The 23,093-nt window shown below is 55.9% G+C and carries 26 protein-coding genes; 16 read left to right on the top strand and 10 right to left on the bottom strand.

Annotated features, from left to right (window positions below; genetic code table 11):
* Positions 1-20 precede the first annotated feature (20 nt).
* Complete coding sequence (locus tag WNY39_RS09020) at positions 21-521, top strand: L,D-transpeptidase family protein (protein WP_342845221.1); 501 nt, start codon at positions 21-23, stop codon at positions 519-521.
* A gap of 39 nt (positions 522-560) precedes the next feature.
* Here the strand turns inward: WNY39_RS09020 and WNY39_RS09015 are convergent, their stop codons facing one another.
* On the bottom strand, positions 561-1,073 hold the full coding sequence (locus WNY39_RS09015; RefSeq protein ID WP_341232777.1) for a CAP domain-containing protein: 513 nt from the start codon (positions 1,071-1,073) through the stop codon (positions 561-563).
* A 171-nt stretch (positions 1,074-1,244) separates the two neighbouring features.
* Here WNY39_RS09015 and WNY39_RS09010 point away from each other — a divergent pair, with 171 nt between their 5' ends.
* Positions 1,245-1,850 carry a L,D-transpeptidase gene (locus WNY39_RS09010; RefSeq protein ID WP_341232776.1) on the top strand — a complete coding sequence of 202 codons (606 nt, stop codon included), beginning with the start codon at positions 1,245-1,247 and terminating at the stop codon, positions 1,848-1,850.
* A gap of 140 nt (positions 1,851-1,990) precedes the next feature.
* Complete coding sequence (locus WNY39_RS09005; RefSeq protein WP_341232775.1) at positions 1,991-2,170, top strand: hypothetical protein; 180 nt, start codon at positions 1,991-1,993, stop codon at positions 2,168-2,170.
* A gap of 137 nt (positions 2,171-2,307) precedes the next feature.
* On the opposite strand, the gene hemH is transcribed toward WNY39_RS09005, so the two are convergent.
* Together hemH and WNY39_RS08995 are read right to left on the bottom strand one after the other, a co-directional pair.
* Entirely contained in the window at positions 2,308-3,354 is a 1,047-nt protein-coding gene (gene hemH / locus WNY39_RS09000; protein WP_339761797.1) for a ferrochelatase, read from the bottom strand.
* 53 nt (positions 3,355-3,407) lie between these two features.
* Positions 3,408-4,226 (bottom strand): SAM-dependent methyltransferase, encoded by an 819-nt coding sequence (locus WNY39_RS08995; protein ID WP_342845220.1) that lies wholly within the window; start codon positions 4,224-4,226, stop codon positions 3,408-3,410.
* 18 nt (positions 4,227-4,244) lie between these two features.
* On the opposite strand from WNY39_RS08995, the gene WNY39_RS08990 reads away from it, so the two are divergent.
* From WNY39_RS08990 to WNY39_RS08975, 4 genes are read left to right on the top strand one after another with little or no spacing between them, the layout of a single operon-like run.
* A complete protein-coding gene (locus WNY39_RS08990) occupies positions 4,245-4,973 on the top strand; it encodes a ComF family protein (protein WP_342845219.1) in 729 nt (242 codons plus the stop codon).
* A 37-nt stretch (positions 4,974-5,010) separates the two neighbouring features.
* On the top strand, positions 5,011-5,268 hold the full coding sequence (gene grxC / locus WNY39_RS08985; protein WP_093916313.1) for a glutaredoxin 3: 258 nt from the start codon (positions 5,011-5,013) through the stop codon (positions 5,266-5,268).
* Positions 5,268-6,098 (top strand): carbon-nitrogen hydrolase family protein, encoded by an 831-nt coding sequence (locus WNY39_RS08980; RefSeq protein WP_342845218.1) that lies wholly within the window; start codon positions 5,268-5,270, stop codon positions 6,096-6,098. Before grxC ends, WNY39_RS08980 begins: the two co-directional genes overlap by 1 nt.
* A 7-nt stretch (positions 6,099-6,105) precedes the next feature.
* The gene (locus tag WNY39_RS08975) at positions 6,106-6,543 is read left to right on the top strand and encodes a MarR family winged helix-turn-helix transcriptional regulator (protein WP_093916315.1); all 438 of its coding nucleotides are present in this window, start codon (positions 6,106-6,108) and stop codon (positions 6,541-6,543) included.
* Here the strand turns inward: WNY39_RS08975 and ubiG are convergent.
* Positions 6,540-7,286 carry a bifunctional 2-polyprenyl-6-hydroxyphenol methylase/3-demethylubiquinol 3-O-methyltransferase UbiG gene (ubiG, locus tag WNY39_RS08970; protein ID WP_341232770.1) on the bottom strand — a complete coding sequence of 249 codons (747 nt, stop codon included), beginning with the start codon at positions 7,284-7,286 and terminating at the stop codon, positions 6,540-6,542. The genes WNY39_RS08975 and ubiG overlap by 4 nt on opposite strands.
* A gap of 48 nt (positions 7,287-7,334) precedes the next feature.
* Between ubiG and pip the strand changes: the two genes are divergently transcribed.
* The 8 genes from pip (at position 7,335) to infB (ending at position 15,646) form a co-directional block, all read left to right on the top strand.
* Positions 7,335-8,306 (top strand): prolyl aminopeptidase, encoded by a 972-nt coding sequence (pip, locus tag WNY39_RS08965; RefSeq protein WP_342845217.1) that lies wholly within the window; start codon positions 7,335-7,337, stop codon positions 8,304-8,306.
* On the top strand, positions 8,303-9,157 hold the full coding sequence (locus WNY39_RS08960) for an ABC transporter substrate-binding protein (protein ID WP_342845216.1): 855 nt from the start codon (positions 8,303-8,305) through the stop codon (positions 9,155-9,157). Before pip ends, WNY39_RS08960 begins: the two co-directional genes overlap by 4 nt.
* A 168-nt stretch (positions 9,158-9,325) precedes the next feature.
* A complete protein-coding gene (locus tag WNY39_RS08955) occupies positions 9,326-9,529 on the top strand; it encodes a hypothetical protein (RefSeq protein ID WP_342845215.1) in 204 nt (67 codons plus the stop codon).
* A complete protein-coding gene (locus WNY39_RS08950) occupies positions 9,483-10,124 on the top strand; it encodes a hypothetical protein (protein ID WP_342845214.1) in 642 nt (213 codons plus the stop codon). The genes WNY39_RS08955 and WNY39_RS08950 overlap by 47 nt, the downstream gene beginning before the upstream one ends.
* Positions 10,125-10,305: 181 nt before the next feature.
* Positions 10,306-10,884: a ribosome maturation factor RimP gene (gene rimP, locus WNY39_RS08945; protein ID WP_341232767.1), complete on the top strand. Its 579-nt coding sequence runs from the start codon at positions 10,306-10,308 to the stop codon at positions 10,882-10,884.
* Positions 10,885-12,507 carry a transcription termination factor NusA gene (gene nusA / locus WNY39_RS08940; protein ID WP_342845213.1) on the top strand — a complete coding sequence of 541 codons (1,623 nt, stop codon included), beginning with the start codon at positions 10,885-10,887 and terminating at the stop codon, positions 12,505-12,507.
* 22 nt (positions 12,508-12,529) lie between these two features.
* Positions 12,530-13,150, top strand: coding sequence for an RNA-binding protein (locus tag WNY39_RS08935; protein ID WP_342845212.1), 621 nt, complete (start codon positions 12,530-12,532; stop codon positions 13,148-13,150).
* A gap of 9 nt (positions 13,151-13,159) precedes the next feature.
* Entirely contained in the window at positions 13,160-15,646 is a 2,487-nt protein-coding gene (infB, locus tag WNY39_RS08930; protein ID WP_342845211.1) for a translation initiation factor IF-2, read from the top strand.
* Between the two features lie 12 nt (positions 15,647-15,658).
* Here the strand turns inward: infB and WNY39_RS08925 are convergent, their stop codons facing one another.
* The 6 genes from WNY39_RS08925 to WNY39_RS08900 form a co-directional block, all read right to left on the bottom strand.
* On the bottom strand, positions 15,659-16,450 hold the full coding sequence (locus tag WNY39_RS08925; RefSeq protein ID WP_342845210.1) for a metallophosphoesterase: 792 nt from the start codon (positions 16,448-16,450) through the stop codon (positions 15,659-15,661).
* Positions 16,447-17,367, bottom strand: coding sequence for a diacylglycerol kinase family protein (locus tag WNY39_RS08920; RefSeq protein ID WP_342845209.1), 921 nt, complete (start codon positions 17,365-17,367; stop codon positions 16,447-16,449). Before WNY39_RS08920 ends, WNY39_RS08925 begins: the two co-directional genes overlap by 4 nt.
* A 71-nt stretch (positions 17,368-17,438) precedes the next feature.
* Positions 17,439-17,573 (bottom strand): hypothetical protein, encoded by a 135-nt coding sequence (locus WNY39_RS08915; protein ID WP_341232761.1) that lies wholly within the window; start codon positions 17,571-17,573, stop codon positions 17,439-17,441.
* 115 nt (positions 17,574-17,688) lie between these two features.
* Positions 17,689-18,087, bottom strand: a complete 399-nt coding sequence (gene mutT, locus WNY39_RS08910) for an 8-oxo-dGTP diphosphatase MutT (RefSeq protein WP_342845208.1) — start codon at positions 18,085-18,087, stop codon at positions 17,689-17,691.
* Positions 18,084-19,310, bottom strand: a complete 1,227-nt coding sequence (argJ, locus tag WNY39_RS08905) for a bifunctional glutamate N-acetyltransferase/amino-acid acetyltransferase ArgJ (protein WP_342845207.1) — start codon at positions 19,308-19,310, stop codon at positions 18,084-18,086. Before argJ ends, mutT begins: the two co-directional genes overlap by 4 nt.
* 6 nt (positions 19,311-19,316) lie before the next feature.
* The gene (locus tag WNY39_RS08900; RefSeq protein WP_342845206.1) at positions 19,317-20,165 is read right to left on the bottom strand and encodes a peptidylprolyl isomerase; all 849 of its coding nucleotides are present in this window, start codon (positions 20,163-20,165) and stop codon (positions 19,317-19,319) included.
* Positions 20,166-20,340: 175 nt separating this feature from the next.
* Between WNY39_RS08900 and secA the strand changes: the two genes are divergently transcribed.
* On the top strand, positions 20,341-23,019 hold the full coding sequence (secA, locus tag WNY39_RS08895) for a preprotein translocase subunit SecA (RefSeq protein ID WP_342845205.1): 2,679 nt from the start codon (positions 20,341-20,343) through the stop codon (positions 23,017-23,019).
* Positions 23,020-23,093 lie beyond the last annotated feature (74 nt).

The raw sequence follows: 23,093 nt of genomic DNA, 5'->3' as shown, positions 1-23,093 counted from the left end.
TGGCGAAACGGGGCATGAGAATGAAACGCAGAAATCTAATTCTGGGCGGCACCGCGTTGGTGGCCCTTGGTGCGTGTGGCGGTGAGAGCAAGTTTAAACGGTATAACGGCCCGCAGGTTACCTATGTGATCGCCAACAAAGGCGACCGCCGTATGTTCCTGATGCACAAAGACAAAGTGCTGAAAACCTATGACTTTAAGCTGGGGTTCGCGCCTGTTGGTCATAAACGGTTCGAAGGCGACGGAAAAACACCCGAAGGTTTGTACCTGATTGACCGGCGCAATCCGAACAGCAAATTCCATCTGTCTTTGGGTATTTCATACCCAAATCAAACTGACCGCGCGATGGCCGCGTCGATGAATAAAAAGCCGGGCGGGGATATTTTTATCCACGGGCAGAAACGTCCCGGTGAAAAGAACCGCCATGATTGGACATGGGGCTGTCTTTCGGTTTCTAATAAAGACATTGAAGAGATTTACGCGATGGTGGGCGATGGCACGCCAATCGCGTTATATCCTTGAGTTAGAACAGTAAATCTAAGGGCAAGTAACCTTTGACGGTTATTTGCCCAACACCATTGTCCACCAGATTTTGCCGTTGCTTTCTTGGTACCAAGAAAAGCCCAAGTTCCGCGCGTCAGCTTCCATAATGATCCGGCGCGTGTCGGGCTGTTCCATCCACGCAGCAAGGGTCTCAAGTTCGGTCTCATAGGTTTCCGAGATCACCTCGCCTACCAACTCGCCGGTGTATCCAACGCGTTGGATGCGATCGACGGGGGATGACCCGTCAGAGCCGAAATGCCACGGGCGGTTTTGGTTGGCCATATCGCGGGAATGGGTGGCGGCAGCGGCGTTTAGAGCTGCATCCAGTTGCACTTCGGCCAGACCGGACGCGCCGCGCAATGCGTTGACGGAATCAAGCATGCGGAATTGCAGTTTTCCTGAATCGCTCCGGCTGATGCGGTATAGCTTTGGCAGGGGTTTGCCATCCGAACCTATCGTTGTTGTAGGGGCGGGCGCACAGGCCGCAAGGGCCACGGAAAGGGCAATCAGGACGGAAAATAAACGGATCATGGCGCAGCTCCACGCATTTGAGGTTTCCGATGCCTTACCCTGACCTGCGTTGCAGATCAAACGCACATCGGCGTGAGTGCGCCAGTTGACGTTGGTTTGATTTGATACTGCGGCTTTCGGGTCATATATGTGTAACAATAAATGGCTTTTACCAATCCCAGGAGACATTGAATGTCTGACCAAAAGTTTAATCTCTCGTCGCGGCGTGCATTTTTGGCAGGCAGTGCCGCAATGCTGGCCAGCCCTGCGCTTGCCCAAAGCACTGTAAACAGTGCCGAAACCACAGAAACCGAGCGGGACATCAACGAGACCGTCCGCCGGAATATTTCAAGCTTTCGCACGTTGGATTGGCGGCCCTATTTCAACGACACCAAAAAGGGTGCCGTTCTGGTTGATATCGACAGCCGCGCTGTGCATTTTTGGTCTGAGGATCAGTCGGTTTACAAGCTATACCCGTCCAGTGTGCCGCTGACCGCCGAGCTGACGCGCCGTGGCCGGACAAGCGTTATTCAAAAGGTGACAGGCCCGACATGGCGGCCGACGCCTTCGATGCTCGAGCGCAACCCTGAGTGGCCAGCCGTTATTGGGCCGGGCCCGGACAATCCCTTGGGCACCCATGCGCTGTATCTAAGCTGGACGTATTATCGTATCCACGGCACCCATGACACGCGCAAGATCGGTCGCCGTTCGTCGAACGGATGCATCGGTTTGTACAACGAACATATCGCCGAGCTTTTCGAGCTGACTAATGTAGGCACACAAGTGTTGCTAATTTGACGATATTTGCGTGTTTGTGGGGATAAAACTCTGAATCCGGGTTTGCAATCGCGCGCAGATGCTGTTTAGAAAGTTTTACGAGGTAAGTCTTGGGCGCGTGCTATCACACTGTGAGGCACGCCTTTTCTGGAGGTTATGATATGAAGAAACTCGTTCTCGCCGCTGCGTTGACAGCTGCTGCATCGACTGCATTTGCTGGCTCGCTGGCAGATCCCGTCATCGAAGCACCCGTAATCGTTGAAGAGTCCACCTCTTCTTCTTCCGGTGTTTTGATTCCTTTGATGCTGCTGGTTCTCGTAGCCGCTGCTGTTGCTGACTAATTAAGTCACGCGACTAATCAAATTAAAGGCGGTGCTTTTGCACCGCCTTTTTTTGTGTCTTCAATCTGGAAAAAGACCACACGCTATCCGGTCCTTATGCAGGGGCGGATAACGCGAAATGATCTGGCAAATTTTGCCTAGTCGATCCAGCCTTGCAGGTTTTCCTCGATCACGTTCGACAGCGCTTTGATGTGCAATTCGTCGTCGTTCAAGCAGGGGATATAGTGAAACTCCTCACCGCCTGCGTGCTCAAAGCTTTCTTTGATCTCTTCGTTGATCTCTTCGAGCGTTTCGATGCAATCGGCGGAAAACGCAGGCGCGCAAACGGCGATCTTTTTGTTGCCAGCCTCGGCCTGACGCGCGACCTCTTCCACGGTATAGGGTTGCAGCCATTCCTCGGGGCCGAATTTCGACTGGAAGGTCGTCATGATCTGGGTGTCGTCCCAGCCCAACCGTTCCTTTAGCAAGCGCGTCGTTTTCTGGCACTGGCAGTGATAGGGGTCGCCCTCCATCAAATAGCGCTGCGGCACGCCGTGGTATGAGCACAGCAGCTTGTCCGGCTTGGTGTCCATTTTCGCATAGGCCTGCTCGATCGAGGTGGCCAGTGCTTCGATGTAGTCGGGACGGTCGAAATAGGGTTGGACCGTGCGCGCGGCCGGTTGCCATTTTTCCTTGGCCAAAGCGGCAAAGAACGCATCATTTGCCGTGGCAGATGTGGCCCCGGCGTAATGCGGATACAGCGGGAAAAACAGGATTTTCTGACAGCCTGCTTCGACCATCGCTTTGACCTTGGATTCCGTCGACGGGTTGCCGTAGCGCATGCAGAAATCGACCATAACTGCGTCACCATACCGCGCCTGCATCGTCTCTTTGATCTTGGCTGTTTGTGCTTTGGTGATGGTCATCAACGGGCTTTCGCCGTCTTTTTCGTTCCAGATCGATTTGTACGCAGCGCCGCTGGTAAAGGGGCGTTTGGTCAAAATGACCAGCTGCAACAGCGGTTGCCACAGCCACGGGCTGTAATCAATGACGCGGCGATCCGACAGGAATTCCCCTAGATAACGGCGCATTGACCAGTAATCATAGTTATCTGGCGTACCAAGGTTGGCCAACAGAATGCCCACTTTGGGTGTCGGGATCTTGGGGTGATCCGGCTGGGCATGAACTGGGCAGGTCTTGGTCATTGGTGTATCCTTTTCGGGTGATTAGCCGTGAGATAGACGGTTTGTCTGATAGGTCAATCGGTCAGCGGCGTTTCAGCAGTGGCAAGCGCATTGGCAAGCCGCTGTTGCGCTGATCCAGGGCGCAGTGGTTTGGGCTGGCTGTCGGACGGTGCCCACCCCGCCAGAAAGATCATTTCGAAGGTTGCCGAGATGCGGCCCGTGTCCGTGGCAAAGTTGTCTTGGTACAGCTGCCCGGCGGCGTTGAACACTGCGCGGCGTGTGGGCTTGCGCAGGCGGGACTGCATGGCGTTCGCCTCGCCCATGGAGCGCAGGTCGCGCATCAGGTGCCAGATGTCGCGGTATTCGGTTTTCAGCGTTACGGAATCAGCGACAGGCAGGGCAAGGCCGGCGCGTTGCAACAGACCCCCGATATCGCGCAGTTCGGCCATGGGTGCCACGCGGGGGGATAATCCGCCGGTAATCTGCGCCTCGGCCTGTGCCAGACAGGCGCGCAGTTCGTTCAGGGTCTGGCCACCAAAGCTGACCGATAGAAACAGCCCGTCGGGTTCTAGCGCGCGACGCGATTGGATGATTTGGCCAACGGGGTCATTCGCCCAGTGCAGGCCGAGCCCGTGCACCACCAGATCATGCGCAGTTTGGTCCAGCAGCAGGGTGTCCGTATCCGCCACGACGGGTGCATCAGGATATAGATCGCCCCAAACCTGCGGAAATCCGGTGACAATTGCCGGTTTGTTAAACGTCCTGTTAACCAAGCTTAGCCGATCCTGAACCTCGTCCAGGGCGGCGCGGTGCAGGAATAATCCATCATCGCTGGCACGGTTGCGGCTGCGGGATAGGGCGGAGATGTCCGTGAGGATGTTTTGTGCGTTCATGCAAGGAATAATAAGGTCATGCTGGCCCAGTTACAAACCGCTGTTGGTCTGATTTATCCGCCCGCCTGTCTGTGTTGCGGCGGGGCGGTGGATGCGCATGCTGGTCTGTGCGGCCCATGTTGGCGCGATACGGCCTTTGTTGGCGGTGTGATATGCGACAGCTGCGGTATCCCGTTGCCCGGTGGGGAAGTGGGGGAGGTGGCGCATTGCGACAGTTGCCTTGCCCATCCGCCACCTTGGGTACAGGGGCGTTCGGCGCTTTTATATGCGAACATGGGCCGCAAAATGGTTCTGGCGCTGAAACACGGTGACAGGCAGGAAATCGCAAAACCTGCCGCGGTTTGGATGGCCCGCGCTTTGGGGGGCAAATTACCCGCTGATACGTTGATTGCCCCGGTGCCCCTGCATTGGCAGCGATTGATTAAGCGTCGCTATAACCAATCTGCCCTGCTTGGGCGTGCCTTGGCGTTGGAAACCGGTTTGGAATGGTGCCCTGATTTGTTGCAACGGGTGCGCAGAACCGTGTCACTAGAGGGTAAAACCCGCCACGAGCGGTTCGAGATTTTGGAGAACGCGATTTGCGCCCATCCAAAGCGCCAGCATTTGATGCAGGGGCGGTCGGTGCTGATTGTTGACGATGTTATGACCTCTGGCGCGACGTTATTTGCGGCGGCGCGGGCCTGTATTGACGCTGGCGCAGGTCCGATACGCGTCGTTACACTGGCAAGAGTGGCCAAAGACACCTAAGTCTGTGTTCAACTGATTTGCTGAAAAGGACACAGCTATGAAACCCGTTGAGATTTACACCTCGCCGCTGTGCGGATTTTGCCACGCGGCCAAGCGGCTGCTGAATGAAAAAGGCGTCAGCTTTGCCGAGGTGGACGTTCTGGCCCAGCCAGAGCGTAAGGCCGAAATGATGCAGCGTGCCAATGGTGGGCGCACTGTGCCGCAGATATTTATCGGCGACACCCATGTTGGCGGATGTGACGAATTGTACGCGCTGGAACGCGCGGGCAAGCTGGACGCGTTGTTGGCCGCCTGATGAAAGCCGCCCTGATCCAGCTGAATGTCACGGATGATCCGGCCCGCAATCTGGCGGGCACGGTTGAAATGGTGCGGGATGCGGCGGATCAGGGCGCGCGGTTTGTCCTGACGCCCGAGGTGACGAATTGCGTATCAACCAGCCGCGAACACCAGCGCGCTGTGCTGGCGCATGAGGCAGATGATATAACCCTCGCCGCGCTGCGCGATGTGGCGCGGGACAAGGGAATTTGGCTGTTGATCGGGTCACTGGGCCTTAAGACGGATGATGTGGATGGCCGCTTTGCCAACCGGTCATTCATGATTGACCCGGCGGGGCAGATCGTCGCCCGTTATGATAAAATCCACATGTTCGACGTGGATATTGATGCCAGCGAAAGCTACCGCGAATCAGCTGGGTACCGTCCGGGGGATAGGGCGGTTGTGGCTGATACCGACTTTGCACGCGTCGGGATGACCATTTGCTATGACATGCGGTTTCCGATGTTGTATCAGACCTTGGCCAATGCCGGCGCTGACATTCTGACGATGCCAGCCGCGTTTTCGCCCGTCACGGGTGCCGCGCATTGGCATACATTGCTGCGGGCACGAGCGATTGAGAATGGATGCTTTGTCTTGGCCCCTGCGCAAACGGGCGAACACTTAAGTGAGGCCAACAAATCTCGGTCCACCTACGGCCATTCGCTGGCGGTCGCCCCTTGGGGCGAGGTGATATTGGATGCGGGCGACGCACCGGGGGTTTACCCGTTTGAAATGGACATGGCCCGCGTTGCCGATGCGCGTGCCCGCGTGCCAAGCCTTGCCAACCGCCGTGACTTTCAGGCACCTTAGTTAACGTATGAGTGAAAACCGAAATTCATTGGCGATTACGTTGATCAGCGAGCTGTTGTCCGCCGATCAACGCATGCGCAACCGCCTGACGCGGGTGCTGCCCAAGGGCATGGAAATCTCGCATTTTTCGGTGCTGAATAACCTTGCGTGGCACGATGGTGAAAAGACACCTGCCCAACTGGCCGAGACGTTCAATGTCACACGCGGGGCCATGACCAACACGCTGAACAAGCTGCTGTGGGCGGGATATGTGCATATCAGGCCCGATTGGGATGATGCCCGCCGCAAGATGGTGGCGATCAGCCCCGCTGGACGAAACGCCCGTGATGATGCGATCCGTTCAATTACGCCGTTGATTAACGATGTGGCGGATGAGCTGGGCGAGGATCAGGTGCGCGCCACCCTTGAAACGCTGCGCGCCTTGCGCAGACATTCCGAAGATTAAGCAGGCTTTGTGCTGGCGGTGACGTAATTCACGCTAAGATCGCGATCAGACAGACGCCATGACCACGTGATCGGATTGAACACAAAACCCTTGCGATCAACCGGGGTCAGCCCCGCATTGCGCAGCAGATCGAACAATTCATCGGGGGTAATGAATTTTGACCAGTCATGCGTGCCCTTTGGCAGCCAGCGCATCACATGTTCAGCCCCGACAATCGCCATCATAAAGGACTTTGGATTGCGGTTCAGGGTCGAACAAATCTGCAAGCCACCGGGTTTTAGCAACTGGCGACAGGCGATCAGGTAATCGATGGGGGATGCAACATGTTCCACCACCTCCATATTCAAAACCACATCAAACTGTTCGCCCGCTTCTGCCATCGCCTCGGCTGTGGTGTGGCGGTAATCAATGGTCAGGCCGGATTGTTCGGCATGGACCTGCGCCACGGGAATGTTCCCTGCGGCTGCATCGGCACCGACAACTTCGGCCCCGAGCCGCGCCATGGGTTCAGAGAGCAACCCACCACCGCAGCCGATATCGAGAATACGCAGCCCCTTGAACGGCAGCGGCGTTTTCAAATCGCGGTCAAATTCGCCCGCAATCTGGTTGGCGATATAATCCAACCGGCAGGGGTTCAGCATGTGAAGGGGTTTGAATTTGCCATTCTCGTCCCACCATTCGGCGGCCATGGCCTGAAACTTTTCAATCTCGGCGGGGTCAACGGTGCTTAGTGGCGCTTGCATTCTGATCTCTCTGTGCTCTTTTAGGTCCAAAGACTATATAGGCCTGTAATGGACAAAATCCCGGACCAAAAGCGCGCAGTTCAATATCTTTATCCGCCTGTTGATCCGTTTGATCAGCAGATGATGGACGTGGGCGATGGTCATACTGTGTATTTTGAGCAATGCGGGAACCCCGATGGCATCCCCGTTGTAGTGTTGCATGGCGGCCCCGGTGGCGGATGCAGCCCGTCGATGCGGCGCTATTTCAACCCCCGGCAATATCGGGTGATTCTATTTGATCAACGCGGTTGTGGGCGGTCCAAGCCCTTTGCGTCGGTGACCAATAACACGACATGGGATCTGGTCGCTGATATTGAACGTATCCGCGTGGCGCTGGGCATCGACAAATGGATCGCTTTTGGCGGCAGTTGGGGCGCGACGCTGGCGTTGATCTATGCGCAGGCCCATCCTGACCGTGTGCGCAATATCGTGTTGCGCGGTGTTTTCACCATGACCCAAGCCGAGCTGGATTGGTTCTATGGCGGCGGTGCGGGGAAATTCTGGCCGGATTTATGGGCGCGCTTTGTCGACCTGATCCCGCAGGATGAACGCGACGATCTGATCGCAGCCTATCACCGGCGGCTGTTTAGCGGCGATATGCCGACCGAGATTAAATACGGCAAGGCATGGGCCGCTTGGGAAAACGCGCTGGCGTCGATCCATTCGTCGGGCGGCAGCCACGAAGGGCCGGGGGAATATTCGCGGACGTTTTCGCGACTGGAAAACCACTATTTCACCAATGCCGGTTTTCTTGAGTTTGACGGGCAGATTATCGCGCATATGCCACGGATTGCGCATATTCCCGGTGTGATCGTTCAGGGCCGCTATGATATGATTTGCCCGCCGACCAGCGCCTATCATATTGCACAGGCCTGGCCGAATGCCGAGTTAAAGATGGTGCGCAATGCCGGTCATGCCTTGTCAGAGCCGGGGATCAGTGCAGAACTGGTGCGCACGATGGACAGGATTGCCACCCTATGACCAAAACCCGTTCCTTGATGGATCGCCGTGCGCTGTTTGCCACGGGTGCCGCCGCAGCTTTGCTGGCGGCAACGGGTGTGTCTGCCGCTGCTTTGCCAAAACAGGGCGGGCGGTTGCGCATGGCGCTGTCGGGTGCCTTGCGCAGCGACAGTTGGGTGAATGGCGATGGTCTGTTCATGAAGGTCGCGCGCCAAGGGTTGATTTATGACACCCTGACGGAGGTCGCCGCCGATGGCACTTTGCGCGGGGAGTTGGCCACCGATTGGCAGGGATCAGACGATGGCCGGATGTGGATATTCGATCTGCGTCAGGATGTGACCTTTCATGACGGGCAGCCTATGATGGCAAGGGATGTTGCCGCGTCCTTGCAGGTCGGCGGGCGGGTCGAGGTTTTGACGGACCACCAGATATGTATCGCCCTTGATCAGCCTGCGATGGATTTACCGTTTACACTTGCGGGGCCTGACCATGTTATCCGGCCCCAGCATGCCGCCGATCTGGGGGTTGGCACGGGGCTATATCGTTTGAAACGGTTCACGCCGGGCCAGCAGCTGTTGGCGGAACGCGTGACAGATCACTACAAAGGTAATACCGCCGGATGGTTCGACGCGGTTGAACTGGTTTCGATCCCCTCTGATGCCGTGCGGGCGCAGGCGTTGGCCGAATATCTGGTCGACGCGGCGGATCTGGAGGATGCGGGTTTGCTTCAAGGGTTTGATGATATCGCCCCGCTGCCGTTTGCGCGTGGCATGACCCATGCGGCATCTCGCAGCGTTGCGATGCCTGTCAGAACCGGCCAGCACCGCCCGCTAGACAACCTACGCGCGGCTGAACGCTGGTGGTTCGCCTAGTTTTATTTCCCATCAATGATATTTGAAGAAATTGCAAGGCACACCATATACTGATTCTTGTAAGTTCGTATACATCTGCTAGAGTCAAGGAAAATATATACGCCTGCACGCTTGACGTTGTCCCTAAATGGCCCCAAATGCAGGCTCGAAATTGAAAAGGCTAGAAAAATGCTTATCGACAATATCAAGCTCGCTCTTGCTCAACCTGCTGTGCCAAGTGGGACTGGAAATCTGTCAAAGGATGAGACGGATGAAATTGTTGGCGCGCAATCACATGGGAATATCTGGTTGCAGCTTGCCGAGTTTTACATGCAAGAGGAAGTAGATGCTGATTATGAGCGATTTAAAGATTACAAATTCGCAAATCAGTGAGCCTGGATTTTCAATCAAACTAGCGAAACTCAAGGTAGAGTATGATACTGCTGATAAGCTTGCTAGAGATGTACAAAGCTTTGTAAAAAAGGCGGGTATTCCTGCAATAAATGAGCTCAGGTACGCTGGGCATCATTTACTTCTAAGCTTAACAAATCCTGAAACAACTTCCGAACTTGAGTTGGATAAAGCTATCGCCCATTGTCAGCGTGCAAGTTATGACGCTAGTGAGGCGGGAACCTTCGTTGCTTTCAAGAAGGTTGACAAATTTAAAGAGGATTATGACAGGGTTCCAATTGTGCCGGTTTTACCGGATTGGATAGAAATCCTCAAAAAATGCGATGATGCCAGGGAGGCAATTATTGCTGCTCGACAGCGCGGTGATGAGCAGGCAATTGACTATGAAAAACATAAAGCGCACTTTGCTGAGTTGGCTGAGATTTGTGGCCGTTTAGATCGAGCTAGATCCGAGCTTAATAAGATTATCTCAGACCGCGCTGAGAGTGGAAAAAAATCATTGTTGACTCTTGCGCTATCTGCCGCCGGTATTGTTGCCGCTGTTGTCATTGCCTTTATTACAATATCCTTGGCGTGAAGTTGGCAGGGTTTCAGCCGTGATCGAAGCAACGGGGCTTGCAGTTTCGCGGATCAAGGCGTATATCCCATCGTAACAGCGGCGCATTCGGGTCCACACCAGATGCTCCACCGATCTTGAACACGGGCCGCGCGCCCGTTTTTTTATGCCTGCTGAAAATTGCAGGATGATAAGAGAGACTATGAACAACGACCTGATTGCTAAAGCCGCCATTGACCGCCGCATGGCCGAGATCATCACACCGGTGATCGAGGATATGGGGTTTGAACTGGTACGCGTCCGCCTGATGTCGGGGAAACAGACCACGTTGCAGATTATGGCCGACCGCCCCGATGGCGGGATCGAAGTTGATGAACTGGCTTTGGTAAGCCAGGCCGTCAGCGCCGTGCTGGACGTAGAAGACCCGATCATCGAAGAATACACGCTGGAAGTTTCCAGCCCCGGCATTGACCGACCTCTGACGCGTCTCAAGGATTTCGACATGTTCGAAGGCTATGAGGCCAAGATTGAAACCGGTGATCTGATTGATGGCCGCCGCCGCTTTAAGGGTGCGCTGGCCGGGATCGACGGGGACGAGGTTCTGATCAACGTCGAAGAAGGCACGATTGGCCTGAAATTCGACTGGCTTACGGACGCGAAACTGGTCCTGACCGACGATCTGATCAAAGAAATGCTGCGCCAACGCAAGGCGTCGGGCGCAATTGACGAAACCAAATTCGATGACATCGAGACCGAAGGGTCCACCGAGGGAGACGACTAAATGGCCATTACATCTGCCAACCAGCTGGAACTGCTGCAAACCGCCGAGGCTGTTGCCCGCGAAAAGATGATCGACCCCAATCTGGTGGTCGAAGCGATGGAAGAATCGCTCGCCCGGGCGGCGAAGTCCCGCTATGGCGCTGAGATGGACATTCGCGTGGCGATTGACCGCAAGACAGGCCGCGCAACATTCACCCGCGTGCGCACCGTTGTGGCCGATGACGAGCTTGAGAACTATCAGGCCGAGTTCACGGTCGAGCAAGCCAAGCAGTACATGGACAACCCAGAAGTGGGTCAGGAATTCAGCGAAGAAGTGCCGCCAGTTGAAATGGGCCGCATTGCCGCACAATCCGCCAAGCAAGTGATCCTGCAAAAGGTGCGCGAAGCCGAGCGTGACCGCCAGTACGAAGAATTCAAAGACCGCGCAGGCACGATCATCAACGGTTTGGTCAAGCGCGAGGAATACGGCAACGTTATCGTCGATGTGGGCGCTGGCGAAGCGATCTTGCGCCGCAACGAGAAAATCGGCCGCGAATCCTATCGCCCGAACGACCGTATCCGCGTTTACATCAAGGATGTGCGCCGCGAACAGCGTGGCCCGCAAATCTTCCTGAGCCGGACTGCGCCAGAATTCATGGCCGAGTTGTTCAAGATGGAAGTGCCGGAAATCTATGATGGCATCATCGAGATCAAAGCCGTGGCCCGTGACCCCGGTTCGCGCGCCAAGATCGCTGTGATCTCTTATGACAACTCCATCGATCCTGTCGGTGCTTGCGTTGGTATGCGCGGTAGCCGTGTTCAGGCCGTCGTGAACGAGCTTCAGGGCGAGAAAATCGACATCATTCCGTGGAACGAAGACCAGCCAACATTCTTGGTGAACGCGCTTCAGCCTGCTGAGGTGTCCAAGGTTGTTCTGGACGAAGAAGCCGGCAAAATCGAAGTTGTCGTTCCAGAAGAGCAGTTGAGCCTTGCGATTGGCCGTCGTGGTCAAAACGTACGTTTGGCGTCGCAACTGACCGGTCTGGACATCGACATCATGACAGAAGAGCAGGAAAGCGCGCGCCGTCAGGCCGAGTTTGAACTGCGCACCAAGCTGTTCATGGACAACCTTGATCTGGACGAATTCTTTGCTCAGTTGCTGGTATCCGAAGGGTTCACCAACCTTGAAGAAGTCGCCTATGTCGAAGTTGACGAACTGCTGGTGATCGACGGTGTTGACGAAGCAACCGCTGGCGAATTGCAGGCCCGTGCCCGTGATGTGCTGGAAGCGCAAAACAAAGCGGCGCTGGATGCAGCCCGTGCGTTGGGTGTGGATGACACGCTTATTGAATTCGAAGGTCTGACACCCCAAATGATTGAGGCGTTGGCAAAAGACGATGTGAAAACGCTGGAAGACTTTGCAACATGCGCAGACTGGGAGCTGGCCGGCGGCTGGACCACAGTTGACGGCGTTCGGACCAAAGACGACGGCACGTTGGAACCGTTTGACATGTCGCTGGAAGAAGCGCAGCACCTGATCATGACAGCCCGCGTATTGCTGGGTTGGGTTGACCCGGCCGAGCTTGAGAAAGCCGAAGTCGAAGAAGACATTGACGGCGCAGAAGACGAGGAGGCCGAGGCCTGATCGCAGGGCCTTGGAGAACGATATGGTGCGTGGTGGCATTTCTAAAGATCGAGAAGACGGTCCTGAGCGGAAATGCATCGCCACGGGCGAAGTGCAGCCTAAAAACGGGCTGATCCGTTTCGTCGTCGGCCCTGACATGCAGGTTTTCCCGGATATTCTGGGGAAACTTCCCGGTCGGGGTATGTATGTGGCGGCAGATCGCGACGCCTTGTTGCTGGCCGTAAAGAAAGGCCTGTTTTCCCGCGCGGCTAAACAGGCTGTTAAGGTTGATGAAGGATTGGTAGACGAGGTTGAAAAGCAACTTGTCCGCCGTGTGGTCGACCTGATTTCGCTGCAACGCAAGGCTGGCAAAGCCGTCGCGGGATACGAAAAGGTCAAAAGTTGGCTGCAGATGGAAGAAGCCGAAGTTCTGATCCAAGCAGTTGATGGATCCGGTCGCGGTAAGTCGAAATTAAGCACGCCGCACTTTGGCCATTACATTGGTTGGCTGACGGCAGACGAATTGGGTTTGGCATTCGGTCGCCAAACTGTGATACATGGGGCGCTCGCCTCTGGTGGACTCACCTCTCGTGTTGTAGAGGAGGCCCAACGGCTAAGAGGCGTACGCATAAACGAGGGTGGCAACGGTCACCCGAAAGGATAGACGAGCTAGATGAGCGATAGTGACGGCAAAAAGACATTGGGCCTGCGTGGCGCGCCTGCGCGCCCGGGTAACGTAAAGCAAAGCTTTAGCCACGGGCGTACCAAAAACGTCGTGGTCGAGACCAAGCGCAAGCGCGTTGTGGTGCCAAAACCTGTGGGTGCCAAAACCGGCACGGGGTCAAACCCGTCTCTTGGGGATCCCAAGAAACGCCCGGCAGGTATCACAGATTCCGAAATGGAACGCCGCCTGAAGGCTGTTCAAGCTGCCCGCGCCCGCGAGACGGAAGAAGCGGAAGCACGTGCATCTGAAGAAAAAGCGCGCGCCGAAGACCGCGAGCGCCGTCGTGCCGAGATCGATGCCAAAGAGGCGGAAGAGCGCGAGCGCGAGGAAAGCCTGAAGGCGAAAGCCGAAGAGGATGCGCGCCGCAAGCAAGAAGCCGAAGCAGCAGCTGTTGCAGCGGCAGCCCCTGCGCCCGCAGCGCAGCCCGCATCGGCCAAGATGCCGAACACCAAAGGTGGCGCACCAGCCCCCGTGGTCCGCAAAAAAGAAGGCGACCGCGAGGAAACCAACAAGCGCAACAAGGGCAACGACGACCGTCGCTCTGGTAAGCTGACAGTTAGCCAAGCGTTGACCGGTGGCGAAGGCGGCCGTCAGCGTTCAATGGCGCAGATGAAGCGCAAGCAGGAACGTCAGCGTCAAAAGGCGATGGGCGGCACGGTTGAGCGCGAAAAGGTCGTGCGCAACGTGAACCTGCCCCCGGCGATTGTTGTCTCTGAACTGGCAAACCGCATGGCGGAACGTGTTGGTGCTGTCGTTAAGGCGCTGATGAACAACGGCATGATGGTAACGCAGAACGAAACGATTGATGCCGATACCGCGGAACTGATCATCGAAGAATTCGGCCACAAAGTGGTTCGCGTTTCCGATGCTGACGTCGAAGACGTGATCAAAGAAGAGATGGATGATCCGAAAGATCTGGTCACACGTCCTCCGGTTATCACGATCATGGGTCACGTTGACCACGGTAAGACATCGTTGCTGGATGCGATCCGCAAAGCCAAGGTTCAGTCCGGCGAAGCGGGCGGTATCACGCAGCACATCGGTGCCTATCAGGTGACAACCGACAACGGTCAGGCGCTTACCTTCCTCGACACACCCGGCCACGCCGCGTTTACGTCGATGCGGTCGCGCGGTGCGCAAGTGACTGATATTGTTGTGCTGGTTGTTGCGGCGGATGACGCTGTGATGCCCCAAACGATCGAAGCGATTAACCACGCTAAAGCGGCCAAAGTGCCGATGATCGTGGCGATCAACAAGATCGACAAATACGAAGCCAACCCTGACAAAGTGCGCACCGATCTGCTGCAGCACGAAGTCATCGTTGAAAAGATGTCTGGTGAAGTACAGGACGTCGAAGTCTCGGCCACGACGGGTCAGGGCCTTGATGAACTGCTTGAGGCGATTTCGCTGCAAGCGGAACTGCTGGAACTGAAAGCGAACCCAAATCGCGCCGCCGTTGGTGCCGTGATCGAAGCACAGCTTGATGTGGGCCGTGGTCCTGTGGCGACTGTTCTGATTCAGAACGGCACGCTGCGCCAAGGCGACATTTTCGTTGTGGGCGAACAGTACGGTAAGGTGCGTGCGCTGATCAATGATCAGGGCGAACGCGTCAAAGAAGCCGGCCCCTCTGTCCCGGTTGAGGTTCTTGGCCTTAACGGTACACCTGGCGCGGGCGACGTGTTGAACGTGACCGATACCGAAGCACAGGCACGCGAAATCGCTGAATACCGCGAGAAAGCTGCCAAAGACAAACGTGCTGCGGCGGGTGCTGCAACGACGCTGGAACAGTTGATGGCGAATGCCAAAGCTGATGCAGATGTGTCCGAGCTGCCATTGCTGATCAAAGCCGACGTTCAAGGTTCTGCCGAGGCGATCCTTCAGGCGATGGAAAAAATCGGCAACGACGAAGTCCGCGTGCGGGTTCTGCATTCGGGTGTTGGTGCGATCACCGATACCGATGTTGGTCTGGCCGAAGCATCGAACGCGCCAATCATTGGTTTCAACGTACGGGCCAATTCATCGGCCCGCGCGACTGCAAACCAAAAAGGCGTCGAGATCCGCTATTACTCGGTCATCTACGACATGGTTGACGACGTAAAAGCCGCAGCAAGTGGCCTGCTGAGCAACGAAATCCGCGAACACTTTATCGGCTATGCGTCGATCAAAGAGGTGTTCAAAGTGACCGGTGTTGGCAAGGTTGCAGGTTGTTTGGTCACCGAAGGCAAGGCAAGCCGCGCCGCTGGTGTACGTTTGCTGCGCGACGACGTTGTGATCCACGAGGGCACGTTGAAAACGCTCAAGCGCTTCAAAGACGAAGTTGCCGAAGTACCGTCCGGCCAGGAATGTGGTATGGCGTTCGAAAACTACGAAGACATCCGCGCAGGCGATGTTATCGAAATCTTCACCCGTGAAGAAGTTGTTCGTACGCTCGACTAATCCGCGTCGAGATCAGGAATTGAGAGAAGCCCGGCTGAAATGTCGGGCTTCTGTCGTTTCAAACCGTTGGTTTTCTTCAACAAAGCTAAGCCGCTGAATGTCGAATGACGCGGGCGATATATCTATCACGTTGAAATCATTCGGCTCCCCGCGCAGGCGGGTTGATAGGGTTGTGCCTGCATGCAGCTGAACGGCGCTGTGTGTGCCAGACGTCACCTTGAAATTCTCGGCGTGCCACGCGTGCAGGTGCCCTGATAAGATCATGTCGGCACCGCCAGACAGCAGTTGATCCAAGGCCTGCTTGGCCCCGCGTGCGGGTTTCTTTTTGGTCTGTACCGGATGTTCAAGCGGATGATGCATGACGATGATCCGCGCCTTGTGTTTGGGTGCGCGTTCCATGGCGGTGCAAGCATGCCTTAGCCGCCGCGCTGACAGACGGCCGGCCTGCCATGCGAAGCGATCGACGGAATTGATCCCGATGACGACCATATCATCAGTTTCAAATTGTGGGGTCAGGTCGGCATTGATCCACTGCTTATAGCGCAGAAATGGCGCCAAAAACCGGGTGATGGGCCGGTGCAGCGGGATGTCGTGATTGCCCGGTACCGTTAAAACGGGCGCGGTAATCTTGCCTATGAACTGTTTCGCATCTTCAAACTGATGGTGGCGGGCGCGCTGTGTCAGATCGCCCGATATCACCATCAAATCAGCGTTTAGCCCGTTCACGCTGTCCTGCAACGGGCCAAGTATATCGGGACGGTCCCGACCGAAATGCAGGTCAGAGAGGTGGATTACCCTGCTCATCTTACCGCCGTTTCTGAACCGGCAGGCACAATCAACGTCAGCGCATTGCGCTGCATGCGCAATTTGAACGGCCCCTTCATGCGCGACAGCTCGCCATCGCAGGCAACGGGTCGCGCGCGGCTGCGCAGGTCGAGGTCAATTTCATTTCCGCAGTGCATTTCGTAATCCGTCTGAGGTTTTGCAATCCCCAGGGCCAATGATGCCGCGTGTTTGAATAGTTTCCAACGGTTCGTATCGGGTGCGATTAGCAACACCATACCGCCGTTTTCGATACATTCTTCGCCATTCAGCCCCATTTCCCTAAGCTGGAACGCATTGGTGATGGCGAAAACAAGGGACGTGCGGTGTTTGAAGGACTTGCCGTCAACGGTAATGGTCAGCTTTAGCGGTGATCGAAAGCGGGCCAATGCCTTGGCGACGGACCAATACGCCGCAATTCTGCTGCGCCCCCATTTTTCATACACCCCCTCGCGGGTTTGCAGAATCGCGGGATAGGCACCGATGCTGGCGTTGTTCAGGAATACCCTGTCATTGATCATGGCGATGTCCGTGTCACGTGTCAGACCGGCGGCGATTACGTCTACGGCGTCATCGACCGTTTCCGGGATGTTCAGCGACCGCGCGAAATAGTTGAAAGTGCCCGAAGGGATAATCCCCATTTGATTGGGTAGACCATGCAGGCCCGCCGCCACGCCGCAGATGGTGCCATCGCCACCGGCGGCGATAATCGCCGTGTTAGGGTCTGATTGTGCTGTATCCTTGGCGATGTTTTTCAGATCGCTGTTCGGTTCAAAGGCAACAAACTTGGCTTTGATACCGTGATGCTTGAACCGATCTTCAATCGATGTCTTGCGGGTTTGGCCGTCTTTACGGCCAGACCCACTGTTTAGAATAATTGTTACGCTGTCGGGTTTCATTTTGAACCTGTTGATGTGCTTCGGCTTTAACGCGCAGCCACATCAAATAGTTCAAAGTTTCGTGGACCCGCTTAGTTTTTAGCGGCGATCGGCTTGCCGACGTAAACGTCGTTATCAACTTTTACCGACACACGGCCATCAGGCATGTCGCAGACGTAAATGCCTTGAACTGACACTGTCGACCCGATTGTAATTGTGCGTAGCATTCCAATTCCCCCCAGAAGTGTTAACCTTTTCACTTATAAGTGGAATGATTAACCTGTCTAGAAAAAAATCACGATTTAGGGCGAAAGTTGATCAAAAAGATCAACCTTTTCAGGGTCAAAGCCAATCGCGGAGAATGGGGATTAGGGGCACGTCTGCCGCCGGCATTGGGTAGTCTTTGAGGGCATTTGCACGCACCCACGTTAACCTTTGCCCCTCACGGCCTTGGGGTGTTCCTTCCCACTTGCGGCAAGCGAAAAGAGGCATCAGCAGGTGGAAATCGTCATAGCTGTGGCTGGCAAAGGTTAACGGGGCGAGGCAAGACGCCCATGTGTCGATGCCCAGCTCTTCTTGCAGCTCGCGGATCAGGGCAGCCTCGGGGGTTTCGCCTGTTTCGACCTTGCCGCCCGGAAATTCCCATAGCCCGGCCATAGATTTGCCGGCTGGGCGCTGCGCCAACAGCACGCGCCCGTCCACGTCGATCAGGGCGACCGCCGAAACCAATACCGTCTTCACGAACGGTAATCCGCGTTAATCTCGATATAGCCGTGGGTCAGATCGCAGGTCCAAACCGTTGCTTTACCGTCACCTAGGCCCAAATCGACGCCGATCACGATGTTCTGGCCCTTCATATGGGCGGCGGCGGCGTCTTCTGAATAGGTCGGGCTGCGCCAGCCGTCTTTGGCCACTTCGATATCACCGAACCGGATCGACAGGCGGTCACGGTCGGCGGCGGCACCGGATTTGCCAATGGCCATCACAACGCGGCCCCAGTTCGGGTCCTGACCCGCAATCGCTGTTTTGATCAGCGGGGAATTGGCAATCGCCATGGCGTGGGTTTTGGCGTCTTCGTCCGTGGCCGCACCGGTGATCGCGATTTCGACGAACTTGGTCGCACCTTCACCGTCTTGAACGACCTGATGCGCAAGGTTCAGCATCAGATCATGCAGCGCGTCCGAAAATTCTTCGCTGTCGCTGGCATCAACGCCAGACGCACCGGTTGCGGCCAGGATCAAACTGTCAGAGGTCGACGTATCGCTGTCGACGGTGATGCAGTTGAACGTCGTATCGGTGTGCTTGGACAGCATTTCCTGAAGCGCGGGTTGGCTGACCACCGCGTCGGTAAAGATATAGACCAGCATGGTGGCCATATCCGGCGCAATCATACCAGAACCCTTGGCAATCCCTGCGATAGAGACTGTTTTAGACCCTATCGTGACCTTTGCGCTGGCCCCTTTTGGAAAGGTATCGGTGGTCATGATCGCCTTGGCAGCATCGGCGATACCATCCTCGGCAAGCTTGGCCTTGAGGTCGGATAACACGGCGGTCACCCGATCATGGGGCAAGGGTTCACCGATCACACCGGTTGAGGACGTGAACACCCGCGATTGCGGGATGTCACACACCTCTGCGACCGCTTTGGTGATCGCTTCGACCGCAGTAACCCCGCCCTTGCCGGTAAAGGCGTTGGCGTTGCCCGAATTCACCAAAATGGCAGCACCGGCATCCGAGGTGCCGCCGATCTTGGCCTGGCAATCCAACACCGGTGCCGCGCGTGTTGCGGACTTGGTAAAGGTGCCGGCAATGGTCGACCCCGGTGCCAGCTCGGCCAGCATCACATCGGTGCGCCCCTGATACCGGACACCAGCGGCGATTGTCGCAAAGCGCACCCCGTCAATGACAGGAAGATCGGGGAATTGCGCAGGCGCGAGGGGGGAAACAGCAGTTACCTTGCCCATCTTGAGTTACTCCAGCAAGCCAAGGTTGGTCAGGATTGCGGGATCGATGCCTTCGGCGGCGGCGCGATCAACCTCTGCGGCGGCTGTGATCTCTTCGATCGATTGTTGCACGCGGATCTGACGGATCTGGGTTTCAAGCTCGGCTTTTACTGTTTCCAGCGCAGGCGCGTCTTTCAGGCGTTTGTCGGTCAATTTGATAACGTGCCAGCCGAACTGGGTCTGAACCGGTTCGGACACTGCGCCAACATCCAGCGCGACCACAGCCGTTTCAAATTCCGGGACCATCATGCCGGGGCCAAACCAACCCAAGCTGCCGCCATTGGGGCCTGACGGGCCAGTTGATTTCTCTTTTGCGACCTCGGCAAAATCGGCACCTGCCTCGACTTCGGCGATAATGGCTTGGGCTTCTTCCTCGGTTTCGACCAGAATATGCGCGGCGTTGAATTCATCCGTAGGTCCGGCAGAGCCATATGTTTCTTCATAGGCTTCTTTCAGGGCCTCTTCGGTCACTTCGGCGGCCATGTTTTCTTCGATCACTTCGCCTGCAACCAGTTGGCGGCGCTCGTTCTCGATTGACATGGTGACACGTGCAGGCAGTTGCCCCTCAAAGCTTTGGGAGAGCGCGGTTTGTTGCACCAGCTGGTCAAGAATTCCCTTGAACAACACCTCGGGTGGAAGCTGCTGATATTGCTCGGGCAGGGTGGCGCGGGCAATGATCATGTGGCCAAGGGTGATATCCGTGCCATTGACCGTCGCGACGACTGTATCGGCTTTGACCTCGTCTTGTGCTGCGACGGGCAGGGCAAGCGATGCGGCAACGAAAAGGGGGGCCAAGAAAGTGAGGGTTTTCTGCATGTATCTGTCCTAGGTTTGGCCGCCACGGGGGGCTGCACATTGACACGGTTTGGTACGGCCCTTACATCGCCCTATGGGCGCGGCTTTGGCGCTGGTTCAGCCATGTATCTAGGGGTTGTCCGGCGGCTCGGCAAGCAGATCAGCGCTATAGATCATAACTTCGGCAGGAGATTACATGCTGGGCATCGGAACACTCGCCAAAAAAGTCTTTGGGACACCCAACGACCGCAAAATCAAGGCGACCCGCCCGCTGGTTGAGCAAATCAACGCGCTGGAAGATCAATTTCTTGCTTTGACCGACGAAGGTCTGAAAGAGAAAACAGAAGAGCTGCGCAAGCGGGCGTTGGATGGCGAAAGCCTGGACGACCTGCTGCCCGAGGCCTTCGCGAACTGCCGCGAGGGCGCGCGCCGCACCTTGGGTTTGCGGGCCTTTGATACACAGTTGATGTCGGCGATTTTCCTGCATCAGGGCAATATCTCTGAGCAGAAGACCGGTGAAGGTAAGACCCTGACCGCGACGTTGGCCGCATATTTGAACGCGCTTACCGGCAAGGGTGTGCATATCGTTACGGTGAACGAATATCTGGTGCAGCGCGATGCTGACTGGATGGGCAAGGTGTTTGCGTCGCTGGGTCTGACAACCGGTGCAGCCGTGTCGAACATGACCGAGGAAGACAAACGCGCCGCTTATAATTGCGATGTCACCTATGCCACGAATAACGAATTGGGTTTCGATTACCTGCGCGACAACATGAAATCTGAGCTTAGCCAGATTTTCCAACGTCACCACAACTTTGCGATTGTGGATGAGGTCGACAGCATTCTGATCGACGAAGCGCGTACACCGTTGATTATCTCTGGCCCATCGCAAGACCGCTCCGAGATGTATAAAATCGTCGATGACGTGATCCCGCTGCTGCAAGAAGACCATTACGAACTGGACGAAAAGACTCGCAACGTGACCTTTACCGATGAGGGGAACGAATTCCTTGAGGCTGAGCTGCATAAACGCGGTCTGCTTGAGGAAGGTCTGACTATGTATGACCCCGAAAGCACGTCGATTGTGCACCACGTGAACCAAGGTTTGCGCGCGCATAAGCTGTTCCAGCGCGACAAAGATTACATCGTGCGTGATGGTGAAATCATGCTGATCGACGAATTTACTGGCCGCATGATGTCGGGCCGCCGTCTGTCTGACGGCCTGCACCAAGCGATTGAAGCCAAGGAAAACGTTGATATCAAGCCAGAGAACGTGACGCTGGCATCGGTGACCTTCCAGAACTACTTCCGTTTGTATGACAAGCTGGCCGGGATGACCGGTACTGCCGAAACCGAAGCCGAAGAATTTATGGAAATCTACGGTCTGGGTGTCGTTGTCGTTCCCACGAACGTCCCCGTCGCCCGTATTGACGATGACGACCAAGTTTACCGTTCCGCGCTTGAGAAATATCAGGCGATGATTGAAGAGGTGAAGGTCGCCCATGCCAAGGGTCAGCCTTGCCTGGTCGGGACGACGTCTATCGAGAAATCCGAGATGCTGAGCCAGATGCTGACGGAAGCCGGCATTCCGCATAATGTTCTGAACGCACGCCAGCACGAGCAAGAAGCGCAGATTGTTGCAGACGCGGGCAAGTTTGGTGCTGTGACCATCGCCACCAACATGGCCGGTCGCGGGACCGACATTCAACTGGGCGGCAACGTCGAATTGAAAGTGCTGGAAGCGCTTGATGCGGACCCCGACGCCGATCCGGTTGCCATTCGTACCAAGATCGAAGCAGAGCACGCCGATGAAAAGCAGAAAGTGATCGAGGCTGGCGGCCTGTATGTTCTGGCGTCCGAACGCCACGAAAGCCGCCGGATTGATAACCAGTTGCGCGGTCGGTCTGGCCGTCAGGGTGACCCCGGGCGTTCGTCTTTCTATCTGTCGCTAGAAGACGATTTGATGCGTATTTTCGGGTCAGAACGGCTTGAGAAAGTGCTGACAACCTTGGGCCTCAAAGAGGGCGAGGCGATCATTCACCCATGGGTCAACAAGTCGCTTGAACGCGCGCAGGCCAAGGTCGAAGGCCGTAACTTTGACATTCGCAAACAGTTGCTGAAGTTCGATGACGTGATGAACGAGCAGCGCAAAGTTGTGTTTGGCCAACGTCGCGACATCATGGAAGCTGCGGACCTGTCCGAGATTACGTCGGACATGCGCGAACAGGTTATCGACGACCTAATTGACCAGTATATGCCCCCGAAAACCTATGCCGATCAATGGGATACAGCGGGTTTCCAGCAGGCCGTTCTGGAACAGCTGAACATTGATCTGCCTGTTGCCGCATGGTGTGAGGAAGAGGGCGTGGATGACGAAGTGATCCGCGAGCGCCTGACCGAGGCCTGCGAAGAACAGATGGCGAAAAAGGCAGAACAGTTCGGTGCCGAGAACATGCGCAACATCGAAAAGCAGGTTCTTTTGCAAGCGATCGATGCGAAATGGCGCGACCATTTGCTGACGCTAGAGCATTTGCGGTCGGTTGTTGGTTTCCGCGGCTATGCACAACGCGATCCGTTGAATGAATATAAAAACGAATCCTTTCAGCTGTTTGAATCAATGCTCGACAGTTTGCGGACTGATGTTACCCAAAAGCTGGGTCAGATACGGCCAATGACCGAAGAAGAACAGCGCGAGATGGTTGCCCAGATGCAGGCAAGCCAAGCCCCCGCTGCGGCACCGGCTGTTGAAAATGAAGCCGCAATAGAGGGTTTCAAAGAGGATGATCCGACGACCTGGGGAAACCCGTCGCGCAATGATCCATGCCCCTGCGGGTCGGGTAAAAAGTTCAAACATTGCCATGGCCGTGTCGTCTGAAATCTAGCCTGAGCTTAGAATGAAACGCGCGTCTTGCTTTGCAGGGCGCGCGTTTGGTTAAGGATAGCTAAATC

The sequence above is a fragment of the Sulfitobacter sp. AS59 genome, assembly GCF_038899995.1.
GTDB lineage: Bacteria > Pseudomonadota > Alphaproteobacteria > Rhodobacterales > Rhodobacteraceae > Sulfitobacter.
This window is presented reverse-complemented; position numbering and strand designations above follow the sequence as displayed.